22 protein-coding genes and 1 pseudogene are annotated in these 22,479 nt (G+C 40.3%); 9 read left to right on the plus strand and 14 right to left on the minus strand.

Going from position 1 to position 22,479, the window contains the following annotated elements:
• Positions 1–235: 235 nt before the first annotated feature.
• From M301_RS10455 to bufA2, 3 genes are all read right to left on the minus strand, one after another.
• Entirely contained in the window at positions 236–1,030 is a 795-nt protein-coding gene (locus M301_RS10455) for an HvfC/BufC N-terminal domain-containing protein (RefSeq protein ID WP_013148748.1), read from the minus strand.
• A complete protein-coding gene (bufB, locus tag M301_RS10460) occupies positions 1,027–1,863 on the minus strand; it encodes an MNIO family bufferin maturase (RefSeq protein WP_013148749.1) in 837 nt (278 codons plus the stop codon). The genes M301_RS10455 and bufB overlap by 4 nt, the downstream gene beginning before the upstream one ends.
• An 89-nt stretch (positions 1,864–1,952) precedes the next feature.
• Complete coding sequence (gene bufA2 / locus M301_RS10465) at positions 1,953–2,303, minus strand: BufA2 family periplasmic bufferin-type metallophore (protein ID WP_013148750.1); 351 nt, start codon at positions 2,301–2,303, stop codon at positions 1,953–1,955.
• Positions 2,304–2,567: 264 nt separating this feature from the next.
• Here bufA2 and M301_RS10470 point away from each other — a divergent pair, with 264 nt between their 5' ends.
• The 5 genes from M301_RS10470 to istB all read left to right on the plus strand — a co-directional run bounded on the left by M301_RS10470 (position 2,568) and on the right by istB (position 7,164).
• Positions 2,568–2,951: a thioredoxin family protein gene (locus M301_RS10470; RefSeq protein ID WP_013148751.1), complete on the plus strand. Its 384-nt coding sequence runs from the start codon at positions 2,568–2,570 to the stop codon at positions 2,949–2,951.
• Positions 2,952–2,973: 22 nt separating this feature from the next.
• Complete coding sequence (locus M301_RS10475) at positions 2,974–3,702, plus strand: cytochrome c biogenesis CcdA family protein (RefSeq protein WP_013148752.1); 729 nt, start codon at positions 2,974–2,976, stop codon at positions 3,700–3,702.
• A gap of 209 nt (positions 3,703–3,911) precedes the next feature.
• Entirely contained in the window at positions 3,912–4,703 is a 792-nt protein-coding gene (locus M301_RS10480) for a DUF1223 domain-containing protein (protein WP_013148753.1), read from the plus strand.
• 174 nt (positions 4,704–4,877) lie between these two features.
• A complete protein-coding gene (gene istA, locus M301_RS10485) occupies positions 4,878–6,401 on the plus strand; it encodes an IS21 family transposase (RefSeq protein WP_041359551.1) in 1,524 nt (507 codons plus the stop codon).
• Entirely contained in the window at positions 6,391–7,164 is a 774-nt protein-coding gene (istB, locus tag M301_RS10490) for an IS21-like element helper ATPase IstB (RefSeq protein WP_013146712.1), read from the plus strand. Before istA ends, istB begins: the two co-directional genes overlap by 11 nt.
• 70 nt (positions 7,165–7,234) lie before the next feature.
• Here istB and M301_RS10495 read toward each other — a convergent pair.
• The 5 genes and pseudogenes from M301_RS10495 to M301_RS14835 all read right to left on the minus strand — a co-directional run.
• Positions 7,235–7,756: pseudogene (locus tag M301_RS10495) on the minus strand (histidine kinase); the annotation flags it as partial.
• A gap of 79 nt (positions 7,757–7,835) precedes the next feature.
• Complete coding sequence (gene kdpC / locus M301_RS10500) at positions 7,836–8,447, minus strand: potassium-transporting ATPase subunit KdpC (protein ID WP_013148755.1); 612 nt, start codon at positions 8,445–8,447, stop codon at positions 7,836–7,838.
• A gap of 9 nt (positions 8,448–8,456) precedes the next feature.
• On the minus strand, positions 8,457–10,541 hold the full coding sequence (gene kdpB / locus M301_RS10505; protein ID WP_013148756.1) for a potassium-transporting ATPase subunit KdpB: 2,085 nt from the start codon (positions 10,539–10,541) through the stop codon (positions 8,457–8,459).
• A gap of 34 nt (positions 10,542–10,575) precedes the next feature.
• Positions 10,576–12,348, minus strand: a complete 1,773-nt coding sequence (gene kdpA / locus M301_RS10510; RefSeq protein ID WP_013148757.1) for a potassium-transporting ATPase subunit KdpA — start codon at positions 12,346–12,348, stop codon at positions 10,576–10,578.
• Positions 12,348–12,482, minus strand: a complete 135-nt coding sequence (locus M301_RS14835; RefSeq protein ID WP_081439421.1) for a potassium-transporting ATPase subunit F — start codon at positions 12,480–12,482, stop codon at positions 12,348–12,350. The genes kdpA and M301_RS14835 overlap by 1 nt, the downstream gene beginning before the upstream one ends.
• Positions 12,483–12,862: 380 nt before the next feature.
• On the opposite strand from M301_RS14835, the gene sugE reads away from it, so the two are divergent.
• Entirely contained in the window at positions 12,863–13,183 is a 321-nt protein-coding gene (gene sugE, locus M301_RS10515) for a quaternary ammonium compound efflux SMR transporter SugE (protein ID WP_013148758.1), read from the plus strand.
• Between the two features lie 377 nt (positions 13,184–13,560).
• Here sugE and M301_RS10520 read toward each other — a convergent pair whose 3' ends face one another.
• On the minus strand, positions 13,561–15,030 hold the full coding sequence (locus tag M301_RS10520; protein WP_013148759.1) for a DegQ family serine endoprotease: 1,470 nt from the start codon (positions 15,028–15,030) through the stop codon (positions 13,561–13,563).
• A 278-nt stretch (positions 15,031–15,308) separates the two neighbouring features.
• On the opposite strand from M301_RS10520, the gene M301_RS10525 reads away from it, so the two are divergent.
• Positions 15,309–15,737 (plus strand): Hsp20/alpha crystallin family protein, encoded by a 429-nt coding sequence (locus M301_RS10525; RefSeq protein ID WP_013148760.1) that lies wholly within the window; start codon positions 15,309–15,311, stop codon positions 15,735–15,737.
• Positions 15,738–16,053: 316 nt separating this feature from the next.
• Here the strand turns inward: M301_RS10525 and M301_RS14525 are convergent, their stop codons facing one another.
• Both M301_RS14525 and M301_RS14605 read right to left on the minus strand, forming a co-directional pair.
• Positions 16,054–16,206: a PLDc N-terminal domain-containing protein gene (locus M301_RS14525; protein ID WP_013148761.1), complete on the minus strand. Its 153-nt coding sequence runs from the start codon at positions 16,204–16,206 to the stop codon at positions 16,054–16,056.
• Positions 16,207–16,215: 9 nt separating this feature from the next.
• A complete protein-coding gene (locus tag M301_RS14605) occupies positions 16,216–16,389 on the minus strand; it encodes a hypothetical protein (RefSeq protein ID WP_013148762.1) in 174 nt (57 codons plus the stop codon).
• A gap of 474 nt (positions 16,390–16,863) precedes the next feature.
• Here M301_RS14605 and M301_RS10530 point away from each other — a divergent pair, with 474 nt between their 5' ends.
• Entirely contained in the window at positions 16,864–17,253 is a 390-nt protein-coding gene (locus M301_RS10530; protein WP_049769971.1) for a phosphonate transporter, read from the plus strand.
• Between the two features lie 14 nt (positions 17,254–17,267).
• Positions 17,268–18,578, plus strand: coding sequence for a sensor domain-containing diguanylate cyclase (locus M301_RS10535; protein ID WP_013148764.1), 1,311 nt, complete (start codon positions 17,268–17,270; stop codon positions 18,576–18,578).
• Here the strand turns inward: M301_RS10535 and M301_RS10540 are convergent.
• From M301_RS10540 to M301_RS10550, 3 genes are all read right to left on the minus strand, one after another.
• Entirely contained in the window at positions 18,572–19,807 is a 1,236-nt protein-coding gene (locus M301_RS10540) for an AMP-binding enzyme (RefSeq protein ID WP_013148765.1), read from the minus strand. The genes M301_RS10535 and M301_RS10540 overlap by 7 nt on opposite strands.
• A 27-nt stretch (positions 19,808–19,834) precedes the next feature.
• A complete protein-coding gene (locus tag M301_RS10545) occupies positions 19,835–21,379 on the minus strand; it encodes an HAL/PAL/TAL family ammonia-lyase (RefSeq protein ID WP_013148766.1) in 1,545 nt (514 codons plus the stop codon).
• Between the two features lie 77 nt (positions 21,380–21,456).
• Positions 21,457–22,254 (minus strand): EAL domain-containing protein, encoded by a 798-nt coding sequence (locus tag M301_RS10550; RefSeq protein WP_013148767.1) that lies wholly within the window; start codon positions 22,252–22,254, stop codon positions 21,457–21,459.
• Positions 22,255–22,479 lie beyond the last annotated feature (225 nt).

Below are 22,479 nucleotides of genomic sequence, written 5' to 3' on the forward strand. Positions count from 1 at the left end.
TAAACTTAGGGCAGCTAATACAACTTAGTTACAATGTTGTTTTTTTACAACGCAATTAATACACTGCCCATAGCTGAGTGATTTTTTGCAATCTGCTATTGATCTACGCAAGCGGATGCCTCTTGATGGCTGATCTCATTGATTCGTGCTATCTGACTTTTGACTTCTCAAAAGCAGACTTTTCATATGAGAGCTCGCGACCCATTTCGGCCATTCAGTTGTTATAAAAATTATGTTAATTTATAAAACTAATCAATACCACGTTAGAAATCAACCCATTTTCTAACCAGCCAGCTAGATATTGTGCAGCAGTTGCCATGGCTTGCTCATAATCCATCTCGACTTCTAGGCTGGCGCAAATTTCACCAAAAGTTGCCCCCATCACTGCCATATTTAAGGCGATAACTTCCATTTCTGTTATCTGCCTAAATTGTGAGTTGAAATTTTTTCGCCAGATTAGCCAAGATTGATAACTGCTTTCTTGCGCTGATTTGGGGGGAATTTCTTCTGCCTCTAACGCTTGCCAAATCCTTATGGTATTCCAACGGGTACGAACTACTTTAACTGCTGGTTGAAATCTAAAACTTAGCGTGTCCCAGTTTTCTGGCGGAATTGTAGAGAGTTCTTGTAGAGTTAATTCAGGCACGTTTTCCGCATCAAAAGCAAGTGATAATGCCCACTCAAAGTCTGCCACCTCAGCGGCGATTGGGTGTTGCGCTAGGGTGGTGAGTAAGTGCTCTCGCATCTCACCACCATACCAACGTAAGTTTCTGTAAGTAGAAGGGTAGGCCGTAATATATTCACGGGCAATCTTGTTAAACAACAAGTCACCTAACAATGCTTTTAGTTGAGGATAGGCCGTTGCCAGTGCCTCTACAATGCGAAGCCGATAGGCATCGTGGTAAATACTCAGCCGCTTCTTCGCACTTACTTTTTTGTCGTCAATCACCGCCTTGATAAAGCTCGAGCTTTTAGCATCATCTAATAAATAGGCTTGAAAATCAGCTTGAAGTTTGGCTAACTGGCTCATGCTGCTGCTCTTAGTATGTTGGCTGATAGATTACGTGCGATTTGTAGCTCTTGCACTAGCACTTCTAATTCTGGCATGTTGTCATCACGCTCTATCATGGTAGAAACCTCGCCCAGCTTAGAAATTGCATAACCGTATAAATCCCACACAGGGTCTATGACGGGTGCATCATGCGTATCAATAATGTAGTCGCCATTATTTTGGTGCCCAGCCAAGTGAATTTGCTGGACTCTATGTTGAGGAACGCCATCAATAAAGTCTTTGGCATCAAAATTGTGGTTATAGCTGCTGACGTAAATATTGTTGACGTCTAAGAGCAGTAAGCAATCGGTTTGCTCACAAATCAGCGAGATGAACTCCCACTCAGTCATAGTGGAATCAACGTAACTGGCGTAACTAGAGACGTTCTCTAGCAAAATCTGACGGCCTAAGTAATCTTGTACAGTGTTCACGCGTTCGGCTACGTGTTTTGCAGTTTCTTCGGTGTAAGGCAATGGCAATAAGTCGTGTATATTTTGACCATGCACGCCTGTCCAGCATAGGTGATCAGAAATCCAAGCTGGTTGAATTCTATCGGCTAACTTTTTTAAATCTTTTAAATACGTTTTGTCGAATGGCTCTGTAGAACCAATTGATAAAGATACTCCATGCATGACTACTGGGTAATCTGCGCGAATACGGTCTAAAAAATTAAGTGGTAAACCACCAGGTATCATATAATTTTCAGATAGCGCTTCGAACCAATCAATATTTGGCTTGGAATCTAAAATTTCGTTGTAATGCTCAGTTCGTAAACCGAGACCAAAGCCTAATGACGGTAGATTATTACGCATGTAAATCTCTAATAATGGTGTGAAGTTCTAATAAGCTGCTAAAGTTAGCATGGGCATGTCGCCATACCCATACTCAATTTATCAGACCATCAAACTAAATGACCGCCTTTCGCATCACAATCAGCGCCAGTTAATGCTAAGTGACCCTGACCTTTACACTCGTTTTGACCTTTACAAGAATTTGCAGCACTTTTGCAAGAACCTTGGCCTTTACAAGCATTGGTAGCTGTTTTACAAGCATTTTGACCTTTACATGAATTGCCTGCAGTTTTGCAATCACTCGTGCCCTTACATGAGTTTACGCCTACACATGCACCGACAGTGCTGTTGGCAGCGGTATTGGTGCCTGCACCAGTTGCTGCACAACCCGCTAAGATAAGTGCTGCGGCGCCAAGCGCTAACATTGCACCGCGGCGAGCTTTAGATGTTTCAATAGACATGATATTTCCTTCCGAGTTTATTATAAAAATCCACCATCTAAAGTCAAAATTAACGTTTAGAAAGGTAGACGATCTAAATACGTGAATTAACACAAAATAGATTCATCATGTGCCACGCAACATTTAGTCGGAATAACTTTTAATCCCTTACAAAAACTTTCATTTTATTTAGTTAATAGTTTCACGAAATTATTTCTCTACAAGATTTGTAAGGAACCATCTTCATTTGCGACTAATGAGCACATTCAATCATCGGAGTTCATTATGAAAGCCTTACTTAAATCATTATTGTTAGCATCTAGCCTTATAGTTGCTGTGACAGCATTTGCAGAACCTGCCGCTTTTACTCATTCAGGTTTTAATCAATTACAAAAAGAAGGTAAATCTATCTTGGTCGAAGTGCATGCACCTTGGTGCCCTACTTGTCGGGCGCAAGCACCCATTGTGGATATGTTGCTCAAAAAGAAAGAATATCAATCCATTAACGCATTACGTGTGGATTTTGATAGCCAAAAAGACGCGTTAAAAGCATTTAATGTGAGTAAGCAAAGTACGTTAATTGTTTATAAAGGGTCGAAAGAGATGGGGCGCAGCACTGGAGACACTTCACCCGCAAGCATAGAAAAGTTAATTCAGAATGCTATCTAAATAAATATAAGGATTGCTAATCATGATTGCTGATTTTGGTGTTTATGGATTGAGTTTCTTGGCTGGGATACTGTCTATCTTATCCCCATGTGTTTTACCTCTGGTCCCCATAATTGTGGGTACTGCACTCAATACGCATAAATATGGTCCCTATGCCCTAGCATTTGGATTGGCGATTTCATTCACCGCAGTAGGGGTCTTTATTGCCACAATTGGCGCCTCAATTGGCATAGATCAAGAAGTGTTTAGAACGATTGCGGCCCTACTCTTAATCACATTTGGTGTGGTATTACTTTCAGGGACTTTGCAGGAGAAATTTGCTAGTGTTACTGCTGGCATTAGCGGGTCTGGAAATAATTTATTAAGCAAAGTATCTACAGACTCATTATCTGGCCAATTTATTCTGGGATTGTTGTTAGGAATTGTATGGAGTCCATGTGTAGGCCCCGTTTTAGGCGCAACGATCACTTTAGCCAGCCAAGGCGCTAACTTGCTGCACGTTACATTGGTTATGGCAATATTTGGCCTAGGCGCAGGCTTACCACTAATTTTACTAGGCTCACTCTCAAGACAAGCCATGATGAAGGTCAGAAGTAAATTATTTACCGCGGGTAAGGTTGGTAAACGCATCCTTGGAGTCATTTTATTACTTGTAGGACTTTTGATTATTTCTGGATTAGATAAACAATTCGAAGCTTTAATTGTAAAAGCATCGCCAGATTGGTTAATTTCTATTACCACACGATATTGAATTTAATGATTTACTCTCATTTAGATACGGGCTTCGTGCTGTAGTTATCTACATATCAATATAAGTAAGTTGTCGAAATGCGAATATTGGCTCGCCTGAGCAGTCACTTATCGTTTGATTGAACCATTGTGCGGTATAAATAGTTGATTTCTCTCGTAAGTTTTGAGTAACTACAACGACTAACTCTTATTTAACTAGGATGCGAAGTTATGTTTCTAAAACGTAGTAGTAAATCCAAAACCATTTGGAATTTCCTAATTCCTTTAATTTTATCAATTGTACCAACAGCTCTTGTTGCAGCAGAATGTTCCACTAAAAGTGGTGCCACAAGAGTGCCTTTGCTTGAGCTATATACTTCGGAGGGCTGCAGTAGTTGTCCTCCGGCTGACAAGTGGCTGAGTAACATGAAGTTAAGTGCTGATAAAGTTGTGCCATTGGCATTTCATGTAGATTATTGGAACTATATTGGCTGGAAAGATAAGTTTTCAAAGCCAGAATTTAGTGCCCGTCAAAATAGAAATGTTGCATTTAGCGGTTCAAGTTTTGTTTATACACCGCAGTTTAGTTTTAATGGGCAAGATTTTAGAGGTTGGAATGATTCACGTTTAAATCAAATTGTTGAAAACAGTTTAAAGCAACCATCGCGTGCGAACTTGACACTAGATACGACTAATCAAGTAAACGGTGAAATTTCAATAAAAGCTACTGCACAGGTATTCCAATTAGAAGACTCCAAGCATTCTGAAATTTATATTGCGATTTACGAGAATAAACTAATAAGCAACATCAATGCAGGTGAAAATAACGGTCGCGAACTAAAGCATGATTATGTAGTTCGTGATTTATTGGGAGCTTACCAATTCAACAATAAAAAAGAATTCTCAAAAAGCATTACCTTAAAGCCTGAATGGAAAGGCCGAAATGCAGGGGCTGTAATATTTGTGCAGAACTCGCAAAATGGAGAAATCCTTCAAAGTTTACAGTTACCCTTTTGTAGTTAATTATTTAGGCTAACAATAGAAAGTTGAGTTGGTTACTGGCACACCTATCGGATCTTTATAACCGTATCTTGTTGAATTGCACTCAGAATTGACCCACCTAACGATATAAATTGCACTAGAAATTGACCCACGTACCGATACTATTCTGCTCAAGCTATGAGCAGGAGAATGGGAGTGATCACCGTGGAACTATTAAGTGTAATCAGACGCTGGCATTTGCGTGATCAAATGTCGATTCGTGAGATTGCTAAAAGGACTGGCTTATCTCGCAACACCATCAAGAAATACCTGCGCAATGACATTGTTATCCCTCAATATATGGGGCAAGGACGTGTCAGCAAATTAAGTCCCTATCTAGACAAGCTGCAGCAATGGCTTAAAACCGAATCCAATCGCGGGCGTAAAGAACGGCGTAGCGTAAAGCAGCTCTATCATGACTTAGTCAAGCTGGGTTACCTTGGTTCTTATGACCGCGTGGTCGCCTATGCCAAGCAATGGCGACTGCAGCAACAGCAACTGGCTGGCACCATCGGTCGCGGTGCTTTCATTCCTCTGACATTCGCCCCTGGTGAAGCCTTTCAGTTCGATTGGAGCGAGGACTGGGCTATCATCGGCAACGAGCGCACGAAACTACAGGTTGCCCATTTCAAACTTGCTCACAGTCGCGCCTTTTACTTGCGGGCTTATCCACTACAAACCCATGAGATGTTGTTCGATGCACATCATCGCGCATTCTTATGCTTAGGTGGCGTTCCTAAGCGCGGCATCTACGACAACATGCGCACTGCAATTGATAAGGTTGGCCGTGGTAAACAACGCACCGTGAATGCAAGGTTTAAAGCCATGACCAGTCATTACCTGTTTGAAGCTGAGTTCTGCAATCCAGCCTCTGGTTGGGAGAAAGGCCAAGTTGAGAAGAATGTGCAGGATGCACGACATCGGCTGTGGCATCAAGCGCCACCATTTGCCAGTTTGGAAACGCTGAACGATTGGCTGACCGAAAGCTGTATGGCCTTATGGCAGCAAATCACCCATCCGGAAGATAGACAACAAACCATTGCAGATGTTTGGGAATTGGAGCGCCAGATGCTAATGCCCGTGCCTCAATCCTTTGATGGCTTTGTGGAGTACACCAAGCGTGTCACACCAACTTGCTTAGTCAACTTTGAACGAAATCGTTACAGTGTGCCAGCCTCTTTTGCTAATCGACATGTGAGTTTACGTGTCTATGCAGATCACTTAACCATGGTGTCAGAAATGGCTGTCATTGCTGAACACAAACGCATCATCAATCGTCATCATCGCAGTAGCGTGACGTGTTATGAATGGCAGCACTACTTGAGTGTATTGCAGCGTAAACCTGGTGCCTTACGTAATGGCGCACCATTTACGGCATTGCCTGAGGCATTCAAGCAACTGCAAACCAAGTTATTAAAAAGAGCTGGAGGTGACAGAGAGATGGTCGAAGTACTGTCGCTGGTATTGCATTATGATCAGGCACAAGTACTCGCTGCGATTGAAGAGTCATTGGCATTAGGCGTAGCGTCTAAACCGAACATCCTTAATATATTAAGGCGAATGATCAGTCCTGCGCCGCCGCCATTAGCAGATACGCCGCAACGTTTGTCATTGAATGAAGAGCCTATCGCAAATGTTGAACGTTACGATGGCTTAAGGGAGGTGCGTCATGCAGCATGAGGTGATGATGACCACTTTAAAAGGATTAAAGCTGTATGGCATGGCACAAGCGGCAGATGAGCTTCATCAACAAGGCGTACCTAGCTACGAATCAGCCCAACTCATATTAGGCAGCCTGTTAAAAGCTGAAATAGCAGAACGAGAGATACGTTCAATTAACTATCAAGTCAAGATTGCGAAGTTTCCAGTCTATCGTGACCTGACTGGTTTTGATTTTAGCCAGAGTTCAGCAAACGAACCTTTAATTAAGCAATTGCACCGGTGTGCCTTTACTGAAGATGCGCAGAATGTGGTACTGATTGGAGGACCTGGTACAGGTAAAACCCACTTAGCTACAGCCATTGGTGTTCAAGCGATTGAGCATCATCTAAAACGTGTACGTTTCTTCTCTACGATTGAATTGGTCAACACATTAGAGTTAGAGAAGGCTGCTGGCAAACAAGGACAATTGGCGTTTAGGCTGATGTATGTAGATCTAGTAATTTTAGATGAACTGGGATATTTACCATTCAGCCAAGCAGGTGGTGCTTTGTTGTTTCATCTACTGAGTAAGTTGTATGAACATACCAGCGTCATTATCACGACTAATTTAGGCTTTGCTGAATGGGGTAATGTCTTTGGAGATCAAAAGATGACAACGGCATTATTAGATCGCTTAACGCATCGATGCCATATTGTTGAAACAGGCAATGATAGCTTCCGCTATAAACACAGTACTGCACACAGTCAAAAGGAGAGAGACATCAAGATACCAACCCAATAAATTTATGCTAAATTAACAGCTAAGGGTGGGTCAATTTTAAATGCAATTGGTGGGTCAGTTATTAATGCAATTCAACAACTTTATCTGGAATAGTCTCATTAACGCGGATGCCAGTGATTTGCCCCACTACATCATTGAGGCTTTCAAGATGCTGTACGTTGAGCGTCGTGTATACATCGATGCCCACTGACAATAATTCTTCTATATCTTGCCACCGTTTAGGATGGCGTGAACCCTCTACATTTGAGTGTGCAAGTTCATCGACTAAAATGAGTCTAGGTTTACGCAAAAGCGCTGCATCAAGATCAAATTCACTTAACTCGCGACCACGATACTCAAGCTTTTTGAGTGGCAAGACATCCAAACCAGATATTTGTGACGCTGTCTCATTGCGACCATGCGTTTCAACAATACCGACAATGACATCCACACCCTGCAGACGGAGGCTACGTGCAGCAGCCAACATCGCAAATGTTTTACCAACGCCAGCACAAGCGCCAAAAAATATCTTTAAGCGGCCGTTTTTTTGTTTTTCGGCCTCTTTATTGATTTTGTCCAGCAACTGATCTGGATCGGGACGAGTATCAACCATAGTTAAGGATTATATGTTAGTTGTAGAAGATGCTGTAAATGCATAAGTGTTGAACCTTTCATTTAGCTACAAAGGTTATTCAGACTGATGATTTATCTGACTTTTTCGCAGCATTTTTGTCCAGAGCCATATTAAGCTTTAACACATTTACGCGTGGCTCACCTAGAACACCCCATTGGCGTCCTTCTGTATTGTCATCAATCAATGCTTGTACACTGGTAACGCTTAACCCTCTCTCTTTTGCGACTCGTGATGCTTGATACGCGGCCGCTGCGGGACTAATGTGCGGATCTAAACCACTCGCAGAAGCGGTCACTAAATCGACGGGTACTGGAAGAGCATTATTTGGATTAGCTGCTTTCAATGCACTTACTCTACTTTTAACAGCGTCTGCCAATGCTGGATTTAATGGTCCTTGGTTTGAGCCAGAGGAAGCCGTAGCATTATTAGGATATGGCCCTGTGGCTGAAGGACGTCCCCAAAAATATTTGGCCTCAGTAAAGTTTTGTCCAATTAATGATGAGCCAATAAGCTTACCTTCACTTTCAATTAATGAGCCATTCGCTTGTTGTGGTAATAGCCATTTTCCTAATACTGTGGTGGCTAACGGATAAGCTATGCCAGTAATAATGCTGAGTAAAATGAAAAGCACTACAGCAGGTCTCAATGATTGTTTTAATAGGAGTTTCATAATGTATCCTTAAGCAAATCCAACAATTGTAAGTACGACATCAATGATTTTGATGCCAATGAAAGGTACGACCAAGCCGCCTAGGCCATAAATCAACAAGTTTCTGCGTAATAGTTGCTGAGCGCCAACAGCTCTGTAAGGTACACCTTTTAAAGCAAGAGGAATTAAGAAGATAATGATCAGTGCATTAAAAATAACCGCTGACAGAATCGCTGAATTTGGACTCGACAAATGCATAATATTCAGCGTATTCAGTTGTGGGTATGTACTGGCAAATGCAGCTGGAATGATGGCAAAATACTTGGCAACATCATTGGCGATACTAAATGTGGTGAGTGAACCGCGCGTCATCAACATTTGTTTACCGATTTCAACGATTTCAATCAGCTTGGTTGGATTGGAATCTAAATCCACCATATTCCCCGCTTCTTTTGCTGCTTGCGTGCCAGTATTCATGGCAACAGCAACGTCTGCCTGCGCAAGTGCTGGCGCGTCGTTTGTGCCATCACCTGTCATAGCGACAAGCTTTCCCTCTGCTTGATGATCACGAATTAGTTTCAATTTAGCTTCTGGGGTGGCTTCCGCTAAAAAGTCATCTACACCTGCTTCTGCAGCAATAGCGGCAGCAGTTAGACGATTATCGCCAGTAATCATAATGGTTTGAATGCCCATATTGCGTAACTCAGCAAAGCGCTCTTTGATACCGCCTTTTACAATATCCTTGAGTTCCACTACGCCTAGCACCACATTTCCATCAGACACCACCAATGGAGTGCTACCACGACGCGCAACATCATCTACTTTATGTGAAATGTCAGCTGAGAATGTCCCACCTAAAGCTTCGACATGTAGTTTGATTGCGCTTGCAGCACCTTTACGTATTTGACGAATTTGATTATCAGCACCTTGTAAATTGACGCCACTCATTCTGGTTTGTGCTGAAAATTGCACGAACGTAGCACCTAAGGAATGAATATCACGTTCACGAATATTGAAGCGGTTCTTTGCTAATATCACGATACTGCGGCCTTCTGGCGTTTCATCCGCCAAAGAAGCAAGCTGAACGGCATCGGCTAATGCATTTTCAGTAATACCCACTGCTGGAATAAAGGCTGAAGCCTGACGATTACCCAAAGTGATTGTACCTGTTTTGTCGAGCAACAATACGTTAACATCGCCTGCAGCCTCTACTGCACGACCTGAAGTAGCAATTACGTTAGCCTGCATCATGCGGCTCATCCCTGCAACGCCAATGGCTGAGAGTAGTCCAGCAATAGTTGTAGGAATTAGACAGACCAATAAAGATACAAGTACGGTAATACTAGGTGCAGCACCAGCGCCAGCTGCACTAACACTAAATATTGAAAAAGGGAGCAAGCTAACAGTAACCAATAGAAATACAATGGTCAGAGCAACCAATAAAATCGTCAGCGCAATTTCATTAGGTGTTTTTTGACGTTTCGCGCCTTCTACCATGGCAATCATGCGGTCCAGAAATGCCTCACCAGGATTGACGCTTACCCTGACAACTATCCAATCAGATAATACTTGTGTACCGCCAGTAACGGCGCTGAAATCACCGCCTGACTCGCGGATGACTGGCGCAGACTCTCCTGTAATTGCAGCTTCGTTAACTGATGCGATACCATCAATGACTTCACCATCGGCTGGAATCATATCCCCAGCCTCTATCAATAGTATGTCGCCTTTGCGTAAGCTATTGCTGTCTGTAAGTGTCACCGCAGAATCCCGTGCTTCACCCTGCAACTTTTTAGCGACTACATTCTTTTTCGAGCTTCTTAAGCTGGCTGCTTGAGCTTTACTGCGACCCTCTGCTATGGCTTCTGCGAAATTAGCAAATAACACTGTGAACCATAACCATAAGGTCACTAACGCAATAAATCCAACTGGAGCATCTCCCTTGTAGAGTAACGCTTGCAACATTAATAAGGTGGTAAGAATGCTGCCCAGATATACTACAAACATCACTGGGTTGCGCCACTGAGTTTGTGGTGATAGTTTTTTAAATGAATCTGCAATGGCTGGCTTAACTAGCGCAGGATCAAACATTGATTGCATACTTAGTTTTGACATATATTTTTCCTAATATTCATATTGCACTAAATACTTAATGAGTAGCGGTCATGAGCAACTGCTCAATAACAGGACCAAGTGCTATTGCCGGAACGTAGGTCAGCGCACCCACCAAGATCACTGCACCTATAAGCAGCGTTATAAATAGCGGCCCGTGAGTTGGCATAGTGCCTAAGCTTACTGGGATACGTTTTTTAGCGGCCATAGACCCTGCGATGGCTAATACTGGCAAGATAATGCCAAAGCGACCCAAAAACATGGCAAACGCAAGCAGCGTGTTATAAAACGGCGTATTAGCAGATAACCCTGCGAAAGCACTACCGTTGTTATTAGCCGCAGATGAAAGTGCGTACAAGATCTCGCTAAATCCGTGAGCGCCAGGGTTGGCGATACCAGCCTTACCAGGATCAGCAACGACTGCGATAGCCGTGCCAACAAGTACAATTAATGGTGTGACTAAAATAATGAGTGCCGTCATTTTCATATCGAATATCTCGATTTTTTTACCCAAATACTCAGGCGTGCGACCAATCATTAACCCTGCAATAAACACTGCAAGTACCGCATAAATCAGCATGGTGTAGAGCCCAGAACCAACGCCACCAAAGATAACTTCACCTAACTGCATGAGCCACATAGGCACTAAGCCGCCCAATGGAGTTAGAGAGTCATGCATTGCGTTCACGGCACCACATGACGCTGCAGTAGTAATAGTGGTAAATAATGCAGATGAGACGATACCAAAGCGCGTTTCCTTACCTTCCATATTGCCGCCAGATTGCAAGACGCTGACAGTCTGGTCTGCACCACTGGCAGTTAATACTGGATTGCCGGCTTGTTCTGCCCAAATAGCAACGCCAGCCATTAATACAAACACTATCGCCATAGCAGAAAATACTGCCCAGCCCTGCCTTCTATCACCTACCATCAAGCCAAAAGTAAAACATAAACCTGCAGGGACAATAAATATGGCAAGCATCTGTAAAAAATTGGAGAGCGGCGTAGGATTTTCATAAGGGTGAGCCGAATTGGCGTTAAAAAATCCGCCGCCATTGGTACCAATCATCTTAATGGCTTCCTGTGAAGCGACAGGACCCATGGCTAATGTTTGAGTAGAAGTAACCTCTGTTGTTTGTTTACCTGCTGAATCAGTCACGGAATAAGTCGTGGGTTGTAGGGTTGTCACTTCTTTATATGCGTCAAAATTTTGAATGACGCCTTGACCCATGAGTGCAATTGCAAAGATGAACGACAACGGCAAAAGGATATACAAAGTTGAACGGGTAATATCGACCCAAAAATTACCTATAGTCTGCACTGTGTGACGTGCAAAACCGCGAATCAGGGCAATCACTACGGCAATGCCAGTAGCTGCAGATAGAAAATTCTGAACGGTGAGCGCTAACATCTGTGTGAGGTAACTCATTGTTGACTCACCAGAGTAGCCTTGCCAATTGGTATTTGTCACAAAACTAATGGCAGTGTTGAGAGATGAATCCACGCTGACTGCGGGGAAACTCTGTGGATTAAGGGGTAGCCAAACTTGCAAACGCTGTAAAACATAAACAAAAACGATGCCAATAACATTAAACAACAACAACGCCACTGCATAATGTTTCCAGCCCATTTCAGTCTCAGGTTTGATACCTAAAGCACGATAAATAATTCGTTCAATTGGCCCACCTAGCTTATTGGCGATTACAGACTCGCCATTCATCACCTTGGCTATCCATAGCCCCATTGGTTTAGTTAAAAGCAAAAGTACCGTTAGATATAAACCAACTTGTATAAAAGTATTAGAGAGCATCAGAAATTCTCCGGTTTAATTAATACATAAAATAGATAAACCAAAACTAGTAGCGCCAAGAGGCCGCTTATTAATATCATTACATTCATTTCCCACCTTCCCGATTGACTAGGACGCAAATCAGCAAATAACATAGCAATAGATAAATACCTATCATGCCAACGCCAAGTAAATCCATAGTCTCTTACCAATCAAATTAACTGAATTTGAATGGTAGGCTTAAGAAAGTAAAAATGTCGTAATGAAGTTGCCTATGAGTGTAAAGAAAGTGTAAAAATCAAATAGGTAAGCTGTTGTATGGACTGGTAGCTTGAGTAAAATAGATGTTGAGTAGAAAGATAATGTGAACTTTTGCTTCTGGCTAGGGCTGAAGTTGGGTTGCAAACCTTAGAGTATTCTTAGGACCAATAGCAGCTAATAATTTCTAGTGCTAGAATTGTCGTTTACTCTTAGTGCTTGGACGACCAAGCATCTGATTTTCTCATGGGACGACCCAATTCGAAAGGTACTTAAGATGAATTGGATTACTCTCGTAATAGCAGGAATGTTAGAAGTTGTTTGGGCGGTTGGTTTGAAGTACACCAATGGTTTCTCTAGGCTTTGGCCAACTGTTGGTACAGTCTTGGCAATCATGACCAGTATTTGGTTGCTTGCAATAGCTATGAAATCTTTACCAGTTGGCACTGCATACGCAATATGGGTAGGAATAGGTGCAGTTGGTACTGCAATAGCCGGAATTGTTTTATTTGGTGAGTCCGCCAATATAGGTCGAATCTTAAGTTTGGTACTTATCATTGTCGGAATCGTTGGGCTAAAACTATCAACTGCTTCCTAGTTTTTAGCTTAAATGTCCGCTTTGAAGCCAAAAACTCAATCTTTAATTTTCTAATACCCTTAAGCCTGAGATTGCTATTGGCATGACAAAATAATTGTAGTACTTCAAAGCGGATACTCAAAACCTTCACTAACGACCCATTGCAGTCATTCATTCGAGCTATCACAGGCCTGTGAATTTATTGCTCAGCGACAGGTGCTAATGGTCTACACTTTAAAGGTCGGGACTCAATTTTAACTTTATCTGACAAAGCCTCTGTGTTGAAATATTCAATGGATTCAAAAGGTCGTTTCGGTTCTGCTAAGTCGTTAAATTAGAAAAGAGGGCAAACTTATTAGCTTGCCCTTTTTTGCTAACTAAAGTTTACAGATTATTGGCTAACTAATTTTTACTGGGACAAATATCTTTCTATCACCATGCATGATAAGTAAAGCTATCTGTCCATGAGTGTTACTAATTAAATTACTTAATTGATTAGCGCTATCAATTTTTTCACCTCCAGCAGACAAAATAATGTCACCTTGGCGAATCCCAGCTCTTGCTGCAGAGCCTTCAGAAACATCTTCTACAATCAGGCCGCTAGAAGTCTTTGCTGCTTTTCTCTCCTCATCAGTGAGTGGTCGAACTATCAGGCCAAGCTTCCCTTTGCTTAATGAACTATGCATAACACTTGTGTCTGCGGTTTTTAATTCGCCTACATCAACGTTAGTTACTTTGGTCTTTTTGTTATGCCAGACTTCTAATTGCGCTTTAGAACCTGGGGTGGTTTCTGCGACTAACGGGGGTAATTCTTCAGAATGCTCTAGAGACCTACCATTGAACTTAAGAATAATATCCCCCACTTCAATACCGGCTTTCTCAGCAGGGCTGTCTTTTTTGACTTCGCTGACCAAAGCACCAGTTAGTTTATCTAGACCAAATGAAGCAGCTAACTCTTGTGTAATGGGTTGTATGGTTAAACCCAATTGACCACGACTCACTTTACCACTCTCTAGAATCTGCTTTTCTACATGCATCGCTATATCTATAGGAATTGCAAAGGAAAGTCCTTCTGAACCGCCGCTTTTACTATAAATTTGCGAATTAATACCAATTACCTCACCTTGTAGATTGAATAATGGACCACCTGAATTTCCTGGATTTATAGCTACATCAGTTTGTAAAAATGGCACATACCCTTCATCAGGTAATGAACGAGACTTAGCTGACACGATGCCAGCTGTTACACTGTTTTCAAAACCAAATGGTGATCCAATTGCAAGTACCCATTCTCCAACACGTGCTTTTTGTGGATTACCAATTTTTACAGTAGGCAAATTGTTTGCATCAATCTTCAAAATAGCGACATCGGATGCTTTATCTAAGCCCACGACTTTAGCCTTAAACTCACGCTTATCTGTTAGCTTCACAGTTACTTCATTAGCTTCTGATACGACATGTGCATTTGTCAGAATCACACCATCAGATTTAACGATAAAGCCTGAGCCTAAGGCTTTCATCTGACTATCACCTTCTGGAGCATCTGGCTGGAACCGATGAAAAAATTCGTAAAATGGATCATCAGGGTTTATCTCTGGAATAACACTTAAATTAGAAAAACCAGTTTTTAATGTCCCGGAAACACTAATATTGACGACAGCCGGACCTTGCTTTGTAACGATTTCAGAAAAGTCAGCTATTGATGACAATGCTGTTCTGGGTTGATAAGTGCTATTTGGAATGGGCACTGTCGTTGCATTTGCTTCAGATATTTGTGTTGTGCCATGATAAGCATATCCACTGGCAAATACCGATGCAATTAATGCAACAATACCTACTGCTTTTAATGATGATTGAGTCATTTTCATTTTTAACCTCTTTAAAAATAATTAATCAAAAGTTAACTTGAACAGTGAAGCCTAAAGACGCTTTGGTTAATTTATAAATTAAAAAGTTCTATTAAAAATGTAATGAAATTGTAAAAAATACCTTTTACAAATTATTCGAGATAACAATTTTTTTGTGTCTAAAAATTCGAATATTTGACCTCTTGAATTTAACCAAACAACCACTATTAAAATGCTATTGGCAGACAATTTTAATGCCATACAAATATTTTTAAATTTTCTTAATAAAAGGAGTGAATATGTCTCAATTAACCAGATTTAATAACAACCTGTTCAATGACTTTTTTGGAGATTTAGGATCGCATGGTTATTTTGTAAGCCCTTTACATGGTGAAAGTCTAAGTAGTAACTTTAAAGTTGACATAAAAGATTCTGACAACTCATATGTATTTCAAGCGGAGTTACCAGGTATAAGGAAAGAAGACTTGCATGTCACTGTAGATGGAAGCACCGTGACAATAGCTGCAGAAATAAAACAACATGACGAACAAACTAAAGATGAAAAAGTTGTAAGGAGTGAACGTTATTTTGGATCTGTAAGTAGAAGCTTCCAGTTACCTGTCGATGTAGATCAAAATACTGCAAATGCTTCATACGAGAATGGTGTTCTACAATTAACTTTGCCTAAAAAACTAAATGTTGCAGGTAAACGTATAGAAATTTTGTAATTAGTTAATCTCGATCTCCCATTTTCCAAATCGAAGAGCGTATTTACGAATACGCTCTTTTTTGCAAGACTAGTAATCAGCCGTTACCTAATAATTGCATAACTTTTGAGCTGACACTGAAAATTTGAACTTGCGTCCAGAAGCGGACACTTTTCTTCATCCAAAAGTGCAAAACAATACAGTAATTTGGAGATTATTCTTGCCTTTACCACAATCTTTTTAGGAACATTTTGAATGCTGATAATAACATTTCTCAATTGGCATTCAGTTATTGCTAAACTTTTAAGCTTAAAACTAGGATTAACTTTGTAAGTAACTATTTAAAAAACAACAGATACAACATCAGCCCAAAATACAAGAAAGCAAAAACAGCAACTATCCAAAACACCTTGAGCATATTTGTATTAATCTCAGATAATTTGGCATGGCTTGCCTCAAGAAGGCTTATCAATTGTTCATCATTTTGCATAGCAGCCCCTTAAACTAATCGATCTTCTGTTTTTTTCATCATAAACTCTGCGTAAATATTTCTTTTGCGCATGCATTCATTACTATTTTTGTCACAGCAAATAGAGCGTAACTTACAAAAACAAGCATGTGCTACCATTTCATCTAATGTTGTTACTTTATGATAATTCTCTTGTTCAATCATGATTAACCTTATTAAGAATTTTAATACACGTCTTATGAGTGTTCAAACACAATAATGTTCTATTACTTTCAGATTGATGTGTTAAAAAAATAGAAAATTAGGTAGGCTTCATGCAGTAGGTATGCTGATAAGTCACTATGAATCTCAATACCATCCAAAAAAACAACAAGACCCTGATTTTAACTCTCGATAATTCTCTAGATTTGTCGCTCGAAAAAACTACGCCTAAAACAATTACACACTCAAATTTAATAAAATATTATTCAGGGTTTATCAGAACTAAACCTACACATTAAATATCAACAATTGTATACAATTCTGTATATAATAATTCAATATGTTACAAATTGTACAAAAGCTAAGATAAGCTAATTACAGGGCTTAACTAATCACTAATTCGCATGAAATCAAGAATCTGTAACTTCTTGTTAATTCAACGAATTTAATATTTATAGATTATAAATTTACTAAAGGATGACTCAATTGAATCAAATTACATTCGATATGCTGAGCTTGGGACAAACATTGGATAAGTTGACTAATGACCAATTAAACTCTCTTGATTTTGGTGTCATTGGTTTTGATAATGAAGGCATGGTGAAAGTTTATAATGCTTATGAATCAAAAGTTGCGGGACTTTCACTTGAGAGTGTGATTGACTCAGATTTATTTAATAGCGTCGCCCCCTGTATGAATAACTTTATGGTGGCCCAAAAATTTGAAGATGCAGTAGATACTTCATCGGAGTTAGATGAAATTATGGATTATGTTCTAACCCTAAAAATGAAACCTACACGTGTAAAGTTGCGATTATTGAGTAGTCCCCAATTTTCGTATAGCTACGTTGTTATTCTTAGATCTTAGTTACATTATCGAATATGAGCGATGACTTAAAATCTGAATACGAATCACTGCTGCAATTTTTGTACATGGCACCTGTTGGACTCGTGCAAATGAAAAGTGATGGTGAAATTGTGATGATTAACCCACTTTCGGCTCAGTTACTTTTGCCGATTGCACCAGACGGGGATCTATCAAATTTCTTTATCACTTTAGAAAATATAGCGCCTGAACTGCAAAACCTCTGCTCTAGTTTCACTAAGAAAAGAGGTCAAATCTGTGATGCATTGCGTGTTCAGTTAACTGCTGGTATTCCGGGAAAAGAGGACCCTAAAGTACTGGCATTTAGCTTACTAAAACTTGATGCTGATCGCATTATGGCTGTGATTTCTGACGTGAGTTTATTGGCTAAACGAGAAAAGCAACTGCAGCATAATGAAGCTTGGTTCAACGCCATTTTTAGTGGTGTTACTGAATATGCTCTTGTTAGCCTTGATAGCGATGGAAATATTGAAAATTGGAACGTCAGCTTAGAACGCTTGGGGAAATATACAGCGAATGAAGTTGAACACAAACCTTACTCTATATTTTTCCCTAAAGACTCTACCGATGAAGAACGTCTAAAAGATCGGCTGGCGGAAGCTGATGAAAACGGATGGAGTCTGTTTGAAAGTTGGTGCTTGAGAAGTGATGGTAGCCGATTCTGGGGGAGTAGTATTATTTCACCATTAGAAAATGCTCTCCATGAGCATTTTAACCCTCCTAGATATTCTTTGATTATTAGAGATATCACTGAAAAACGTAACTCAACTGAAGATCTTATTAAAGCAAGTTTTAATGATCACCTCACAGGTATTTCTAATCGCCGAGCATTCTTTGAGGTTGCCGGGATTGAATTTGAACGCTGCAAAAAAAGACCTCGTCCACTTTCCTTACTAGCCATTGATGCTGATCATTTTAAAAAGGTAAACGACACTTTCGGGCACGCAACAGGTGATGAGGTGTTGAAACACTTATCTGCAGTATTACAGGATTGCGTGAGGGAAATGGATTTGGTTGCCAGAATAGGGGGCGAAGAGTTCAGTGCACTCTTACCATCAACAGATATGCAAGGTGCAATAAAAATTGCTGAAAGAATTCGAAGCTCTATTGCTGAATCGCTCTTAGAGGTGAATGGACAGAAGATTCGTTACACAGTAAGTATTGGCGTAAGTACAGTGAATGAAAATGTTACAGGTATTGATATGTTGCTAAAAATTGCAGACGAAGCGCTTTATGCATCTAAACATGGTGGAAGAAATCGAGTGACTGCCATTCATCCTCAAGCAGTTAAAATCATTGATCAGTGAGATTCAACATCTATAGACCAATCACATAGCTTACCCATTTTATTGGTAGCCAAACTTGAACCAATTTTTATTGACTTTGGTCTTTCATGAGGTAGCAAAACTAAATTTATGTGTGCATTCAAGCTCTCTAGTGCCTGAGATTCATCACCATTATCGTTAAAGACAATAAAAGCTTTTAGTCGATTACCTTCCACTGGCCTCATCATTCTCACGCTAGCATCTTTTACTGCAGGGTGCGTTTTGAGTATGTCTCGGACATAATGCAACGAAACATTAATCCCTCCAATTTGGACAATGTCATCTTTACGTCCGATGACATTAAATTTGTTACTAGAAAACCAGTGTAGACGATCATGCAAATGAACGATGAATGATTGTCCATTCAAACTCACACGTTTAAGTTCGGAATCGAGTAACTGTTTTTCCCAAAATGGAAATAGTTTATAAGAATCTGAGGGGTGGTCTCGCCAACCTATTCCTGCAGTTTCGGATGCACCATACACTTCAAATAGCTTTGATAACCCACGATTTAATAAACTCAGTCCTATCTGTTCTAGGCAAGGTCCCGCTGAATTTACACCGATAACATCCGCTGGTAATAAAACACCAGCTTCTTCAATATATTTCCAAAATTCAGGAAACCCCAACACGAGGTCTCCTGACGCCATAATTGATATTAGTGTATTTGATGATAGCGCTCTAACATCAATAATCTCAATATTTGGGTTCAAATAACGTGGTAACAATATGCTGAAGATAAAACCATAAATATGGTGAGAAGGAATAGCCAACAAAATGCGTTGGCGTCCTGGCAGTAGTTTAGCAAGAAATTGCGCCTCCTCCTCTAGGTCTTCTAACTGATGAGTACAATACTTTTTCAACCCTGTACTACCTGATGTTTTAAAAGATATACGCTCAGAAAAGATTTCTAAGCTGTGAAATACAATCGATTGCCAGTCTTTCAATCGGGTTTTATCAAGGAAATTGTCTTTCAGATGGCTTTCATGTATGTGTATAGACCTCGCTAATGATGTCGATATACCCATTAACTCAAGTGAATCCATTTCCAAGCCATGATCGCCTAAAGCAATATTATCTTCGGCATCAATAAAGTTAACCTTTGTTGAAGTTGGTCTTAATGCAGCTAGCTCACCAAATACTAAATCATTAGTGAATCTTTGAAGAAGTTTCGGGTATTCAAACCATTGTTTATAGGGAAAAGCGTTCATTTGTCTATTGGTAAGCAAAAATTAATATCATTTATGATGCGAATATAACGGCCAGATTCGTAACCGAATTGCATTAAGTAAATCTTCCAATTCAGATTGCAGAGCCCTATCTTCAAAAACTAGCACTAGTATTTTTGAAAGGTCATCTATCATCATATGTAGACGAGGATGCAGTGGAGCATGTTGAGGCATTTGTAATCTTAAACTCACGCCTTGATAGACCGCAACTAACATGCCCGCAGCAACCTGTTCTGTCAATTGGAGAATTCTCAGACAATCTCGACTGGCAATAGTGCCCATACTGACTTTATCTTGGTTATGACATTCTGTTGATCTGGAAAATACTGACGCCGGCATAGTCAGTTTGAGCGCCTCAGCGGTCCATGCACTGACGCTAATTTGCAGTGCTTTAAGTCCATGACTCACTGCGGCGTCGGGCCCGCTATCTGCAGATAAATTAGCAGGTAGTCCATTGTTATAGCGTGTGTCGACCAGTAAAGCCATCTGTCTGTCCATCATGTCTGCTAAATTTGCAATCAAGTTTTTAAGACTATCCATGGCAAATGCAATGTGCCCGCCGTAAAAATGGCCTCCATGCATGACTTTTTGATTTTCGCCATCAATTACTGGATTATCGTTAACGCTATTAATTTCGTTTTCAATATGGCTTTTTATCCATGGTAAGGCATCTGCAAGCACGCCTATGATATGAGGTGCACAGCGAATCGAGTATCTATCTTGAATCCGGCCACTATTTGATTTCTCTGGCAACACTAAATCTTCGCGTATCCAACTTGCGATATTTTCTTGACCTGAGTGTGGCTTCAGCGTGAACAAAAAAGCATCGAAGTGATTAGCGTTTCCATCTAAGGCATAAGAAGCCATAGAAGTAATACGCGTTGTTAACTCTTTTAGGTAATTAGCACGTGTGTATGCTTCACATGCAAGTGCAGTCATTACCGATGTACCATTCATGAGTGCTAAAGCTTCTTTTGGTTGTAACTGTAGAGGCGCTAAACATGACAAACGAAGTGCATATTGTGCATCCATACGTTGATGTTTATAAATCACTTCACGTTCACCGCATAAAGCAGCTGCAAGATAAGAGAGCGGAGTTAAGTCACCGCTTGCCCCTACTGAACCTTCGGAAGGAATTAATGGGGCTATACCTTCATTTAAAAATGCAATAATTTGACGTAATAGTAAAGGTCTGATGCCAGAAAAGCCTTTGCATAATGACGCCAATCGCACGACCATGACAGCGCGAACTTGTGAATTGGACAAAAATTGACCCAAACCGCAGCCGTGGTAAGTATATAAATTTCGAGGTAGCTTAAAGACTAGATGTTCAGGAATCACGACATTACATGAATCCCCATATCCAGTATTAATCCCATAAACAGGTGTGCCCTCTGACACAATTTGTAAAATGAAATCGGCTCCACGCTGAATAAAATTTAAATATTCATCATTTTCGTTAAGATAAGTAACAATATTACTTTCTGATATATTAATAACGTCATCAATACCTACAAAGCCGTTATCAAATCTAAACTGTTTATTGTCAATCATTCTTCTTCATTTAAATATGGTTAGGGAGACCAATAAAGTTGATTATCTACAGGGTAAGCTTAGTAAAGTAATATTCACTACCAACGGTCTCTTGCCCGACGAGTTTTCACCTGTGGCCATACATCTTCCGGAATTTCGGGTAAAGATTCAAATCCAGGGCGGGCAAATAAGTATCCTTGGAATAGTGTTACACCTTCATCAGCCAAAGTTAAGCATTCTTCCCTAGACTCAATACCTTCTGCAATCACACGGATATCTAGTGCTCTACATATTGAAAGTATGCCAAATACCAGTGCTCGTCTAACTCTGTCGGTATTAACGTTGCGTGTTAATGACATATCTAACTTGATAATATCTGGCTGCCAATCAGCCAGTAAATTCAGACCCGCATAGCCCGCACCAAAATCATCAATCGCGGTAGTAAATCGATGTTTTTTGTATTCTACGAAGATGTTTCGTAGGTGATCATTATCTTGTACCTTCTCACCTTCTGTCACTTCGAACATAATTCTATCAGTGGGGAAATCCATCTCAGCAGCGGCTTCAAGCGTTGCGCGTATGCAAGTTTCAGGCTTGTAAACTGCATTGGGTAAAAAATTAATGCTTAACATACCTTGCAAACCGAGTTTTTTTGCTAAGTCGATAGATTTCACGCGTATTGCCTGATCAAATGCATATCTATTACTGTCATTCAATTGAGAAAGTATTGTTGCAGCTCCCTCATTATTAACACCTCTGACGAGTGCCTCATACCCATAGATAGACTTATTAGATATATCAACAATTGGCTGGAAAGCCATTGTAAAATCTATATTAAGCTTGGTTTTGTCTCGACACTCTTTACAGCCGACAGGAACAAAATTAACGAAGTCCATTATTTTTTTGATCTCCATACAAATGTGACTAAAAAGTTGCCCATCTGATTTACATAAAACATTTACAACCACTACTTGTTTATTGCTTAAATTTTAAAGAATTTAATATAACACATGTAAATATACAGCTTGGTATACAAAATGTGAACTGTTTGATTTTTTATATTAGTTTTTTGCAGGACTGATAGAGATATTGATCGCATTAAATGGAGTTAATAGCATTGG

The sequence above is a fragment of the Methylotenera versatilis 301 genome (assembly GCF_000093025.1).
Taxonomy (GTDB): domain Bacteria; phylum Pseudomonadota; class Gammaproteobacteria; order Burkholderiales; family Methylophilaceae; genus Methylotenera; species Methylotenera versatilis.

Excerpts from the sequence above, each read along its gene's own strand:
- M301_RS10455 (WP_013148748.1), bottom strand. The coding sequence starts at position 1,030 with ATGAGCCAGTTAGCCAAACTTCAAGCTGATTTTCAAGCCTATTTATTA.
- bufB (WP_013148749.1), bottom strand. The coding sequence starts at position 1,863 with ATGCGTAATAATCTACCGTCATTAGGCTTTGGTCTCGGTTTACGAACT.
- bufA2 (WP_013148750.1), bottom strand. The coding sequence starts at position 2,303 with ATGTCTATTGAAACATCTAAAGCTCGCCGCGGTGCAATGTTAGCGCTT.
- M301_RS10470 (WP_013148751.1), top strand. The coding sequence starts at position 2,568 with ATGAAAGCCTTACTTAAATCATTATTGTTAGCATCTAGCCTTATAGTT.
- M301_RS10475 (WP_013148752.1), top strand. The coding sequence starts at position 2,974 with ATGATTGCTGATTTTGGTGTTTATGGATTGAGTTTCTTGGCTGGGATA.
- M301_RS10480 (WP_013148753.1), top strand. The coding sequence starts at position 3,912 with ATGTTTCTAAAACGTAGTAGTAAATCCAAAACCATTTGGAATTTCCTA.
- istB (WP_013146712.1), top strand. The coding sequence starts at position 6,391 with ATGCAGCATGAGGTGATGATGACCACTTTAAAAGGATTAAAGCTGTAT.
- kdpC (WP_013148755.1), bottom strand. The coding sequence starts at position 8,447 with ATGAAACTCCTATTAAAACAATCATTGAGACCTGCTGTAGTGCTTTTC.
- kdpB (WP_013148756.1), bottom strand. The coding sequence starts at position 10,541 with ATGTCAAAACTAAGTATGCAATCAATGTTTGATCCTGCGCTAGTTAAG.
- kdpA (WP_013148757.1), bottom strand. The coding sequence starts at position 12,348 with ATGCTCTCTAATACTTTTATACAAGTTGGTTTATATCTAACGGTACTT.
- M301_RS14835 (WP_081439421.1), bottom strand. The coding sequence starts at position 12,482 with ATGTTATTTGCTGATTTGCGTCCTAGTCAATCGGGAAGGTGGGAAATG.
- sugE (WP_013148758.1), top strand. The coding sequence starts at position 12,863 with ATGAATTGGATTACTCTCGTAATAGCAGGAATGTTAGAAGTTGTTTGG.
- M301_RS10520 (WP_013148759.1), bottom strand. The coding sequence starts at position 15,030 with ATGAAAATGACTCAATCATCATTAAAAGCAGTAGGTATTGTTGCATTA.
- M301_RS10525 (WP_013148760.1), top strand. The coding sequence starts at position 15,309 with ATGTCTCAATTAACCAGATTTAATAACAACCTGTTCAATGACTTTTTT.
- M301_RS14525 (WP_013148761.1), bottom strand. The coding sequence starts at position 16,206 with ATGCAAAATGATGAACAATTGATAAGCCTTCTTGAGGCAAGCCATGCC.
- M301_RS14605 (WP_013148762.1), bottom strand. The coding sequence starts at position 16,389 with ATGATTGAACAAGAGAATTATCATAAAGTAACAACATTAGATGAAATG.
- M301_RS10530 (WP_049769971.1), top strand. The coding sequence starts at position 16,864 with ATGACTCAATTGAATCAAATTACATTCGATATGCTGAGCTTGGGACAA.
- M301_RS10535 (WP_013148764.1), top strand. The coding sequence starts at position 17,268 with ATGAGCGATGACTTAAAATCTGAATACGAATCACTGCTGCAATTTTTG.
- M301_RS10540 (WP_013148765.1), bottom strand. The coding sequence starts at position 19,807 with ATGAACGCTTTTCCCTATAAACAATGGTTTGAATACCCGAAACTTCTT.
- M301_RS10545 (WP_013148766.1), bottom strand. The coding sequence starts at position 21,379 with ATGATTGACAATAAACAGTTTAGATTTGATAACGGCTTTGTAGGTATT.
- M301_RS10550 (WP_013148767.1), bottom strand. The coding sequence starts at position 22,254 with ATGGACTTCGTTAATTTTGTTCCTGTCGGCTGTAAAGAGTGTCGAGAC.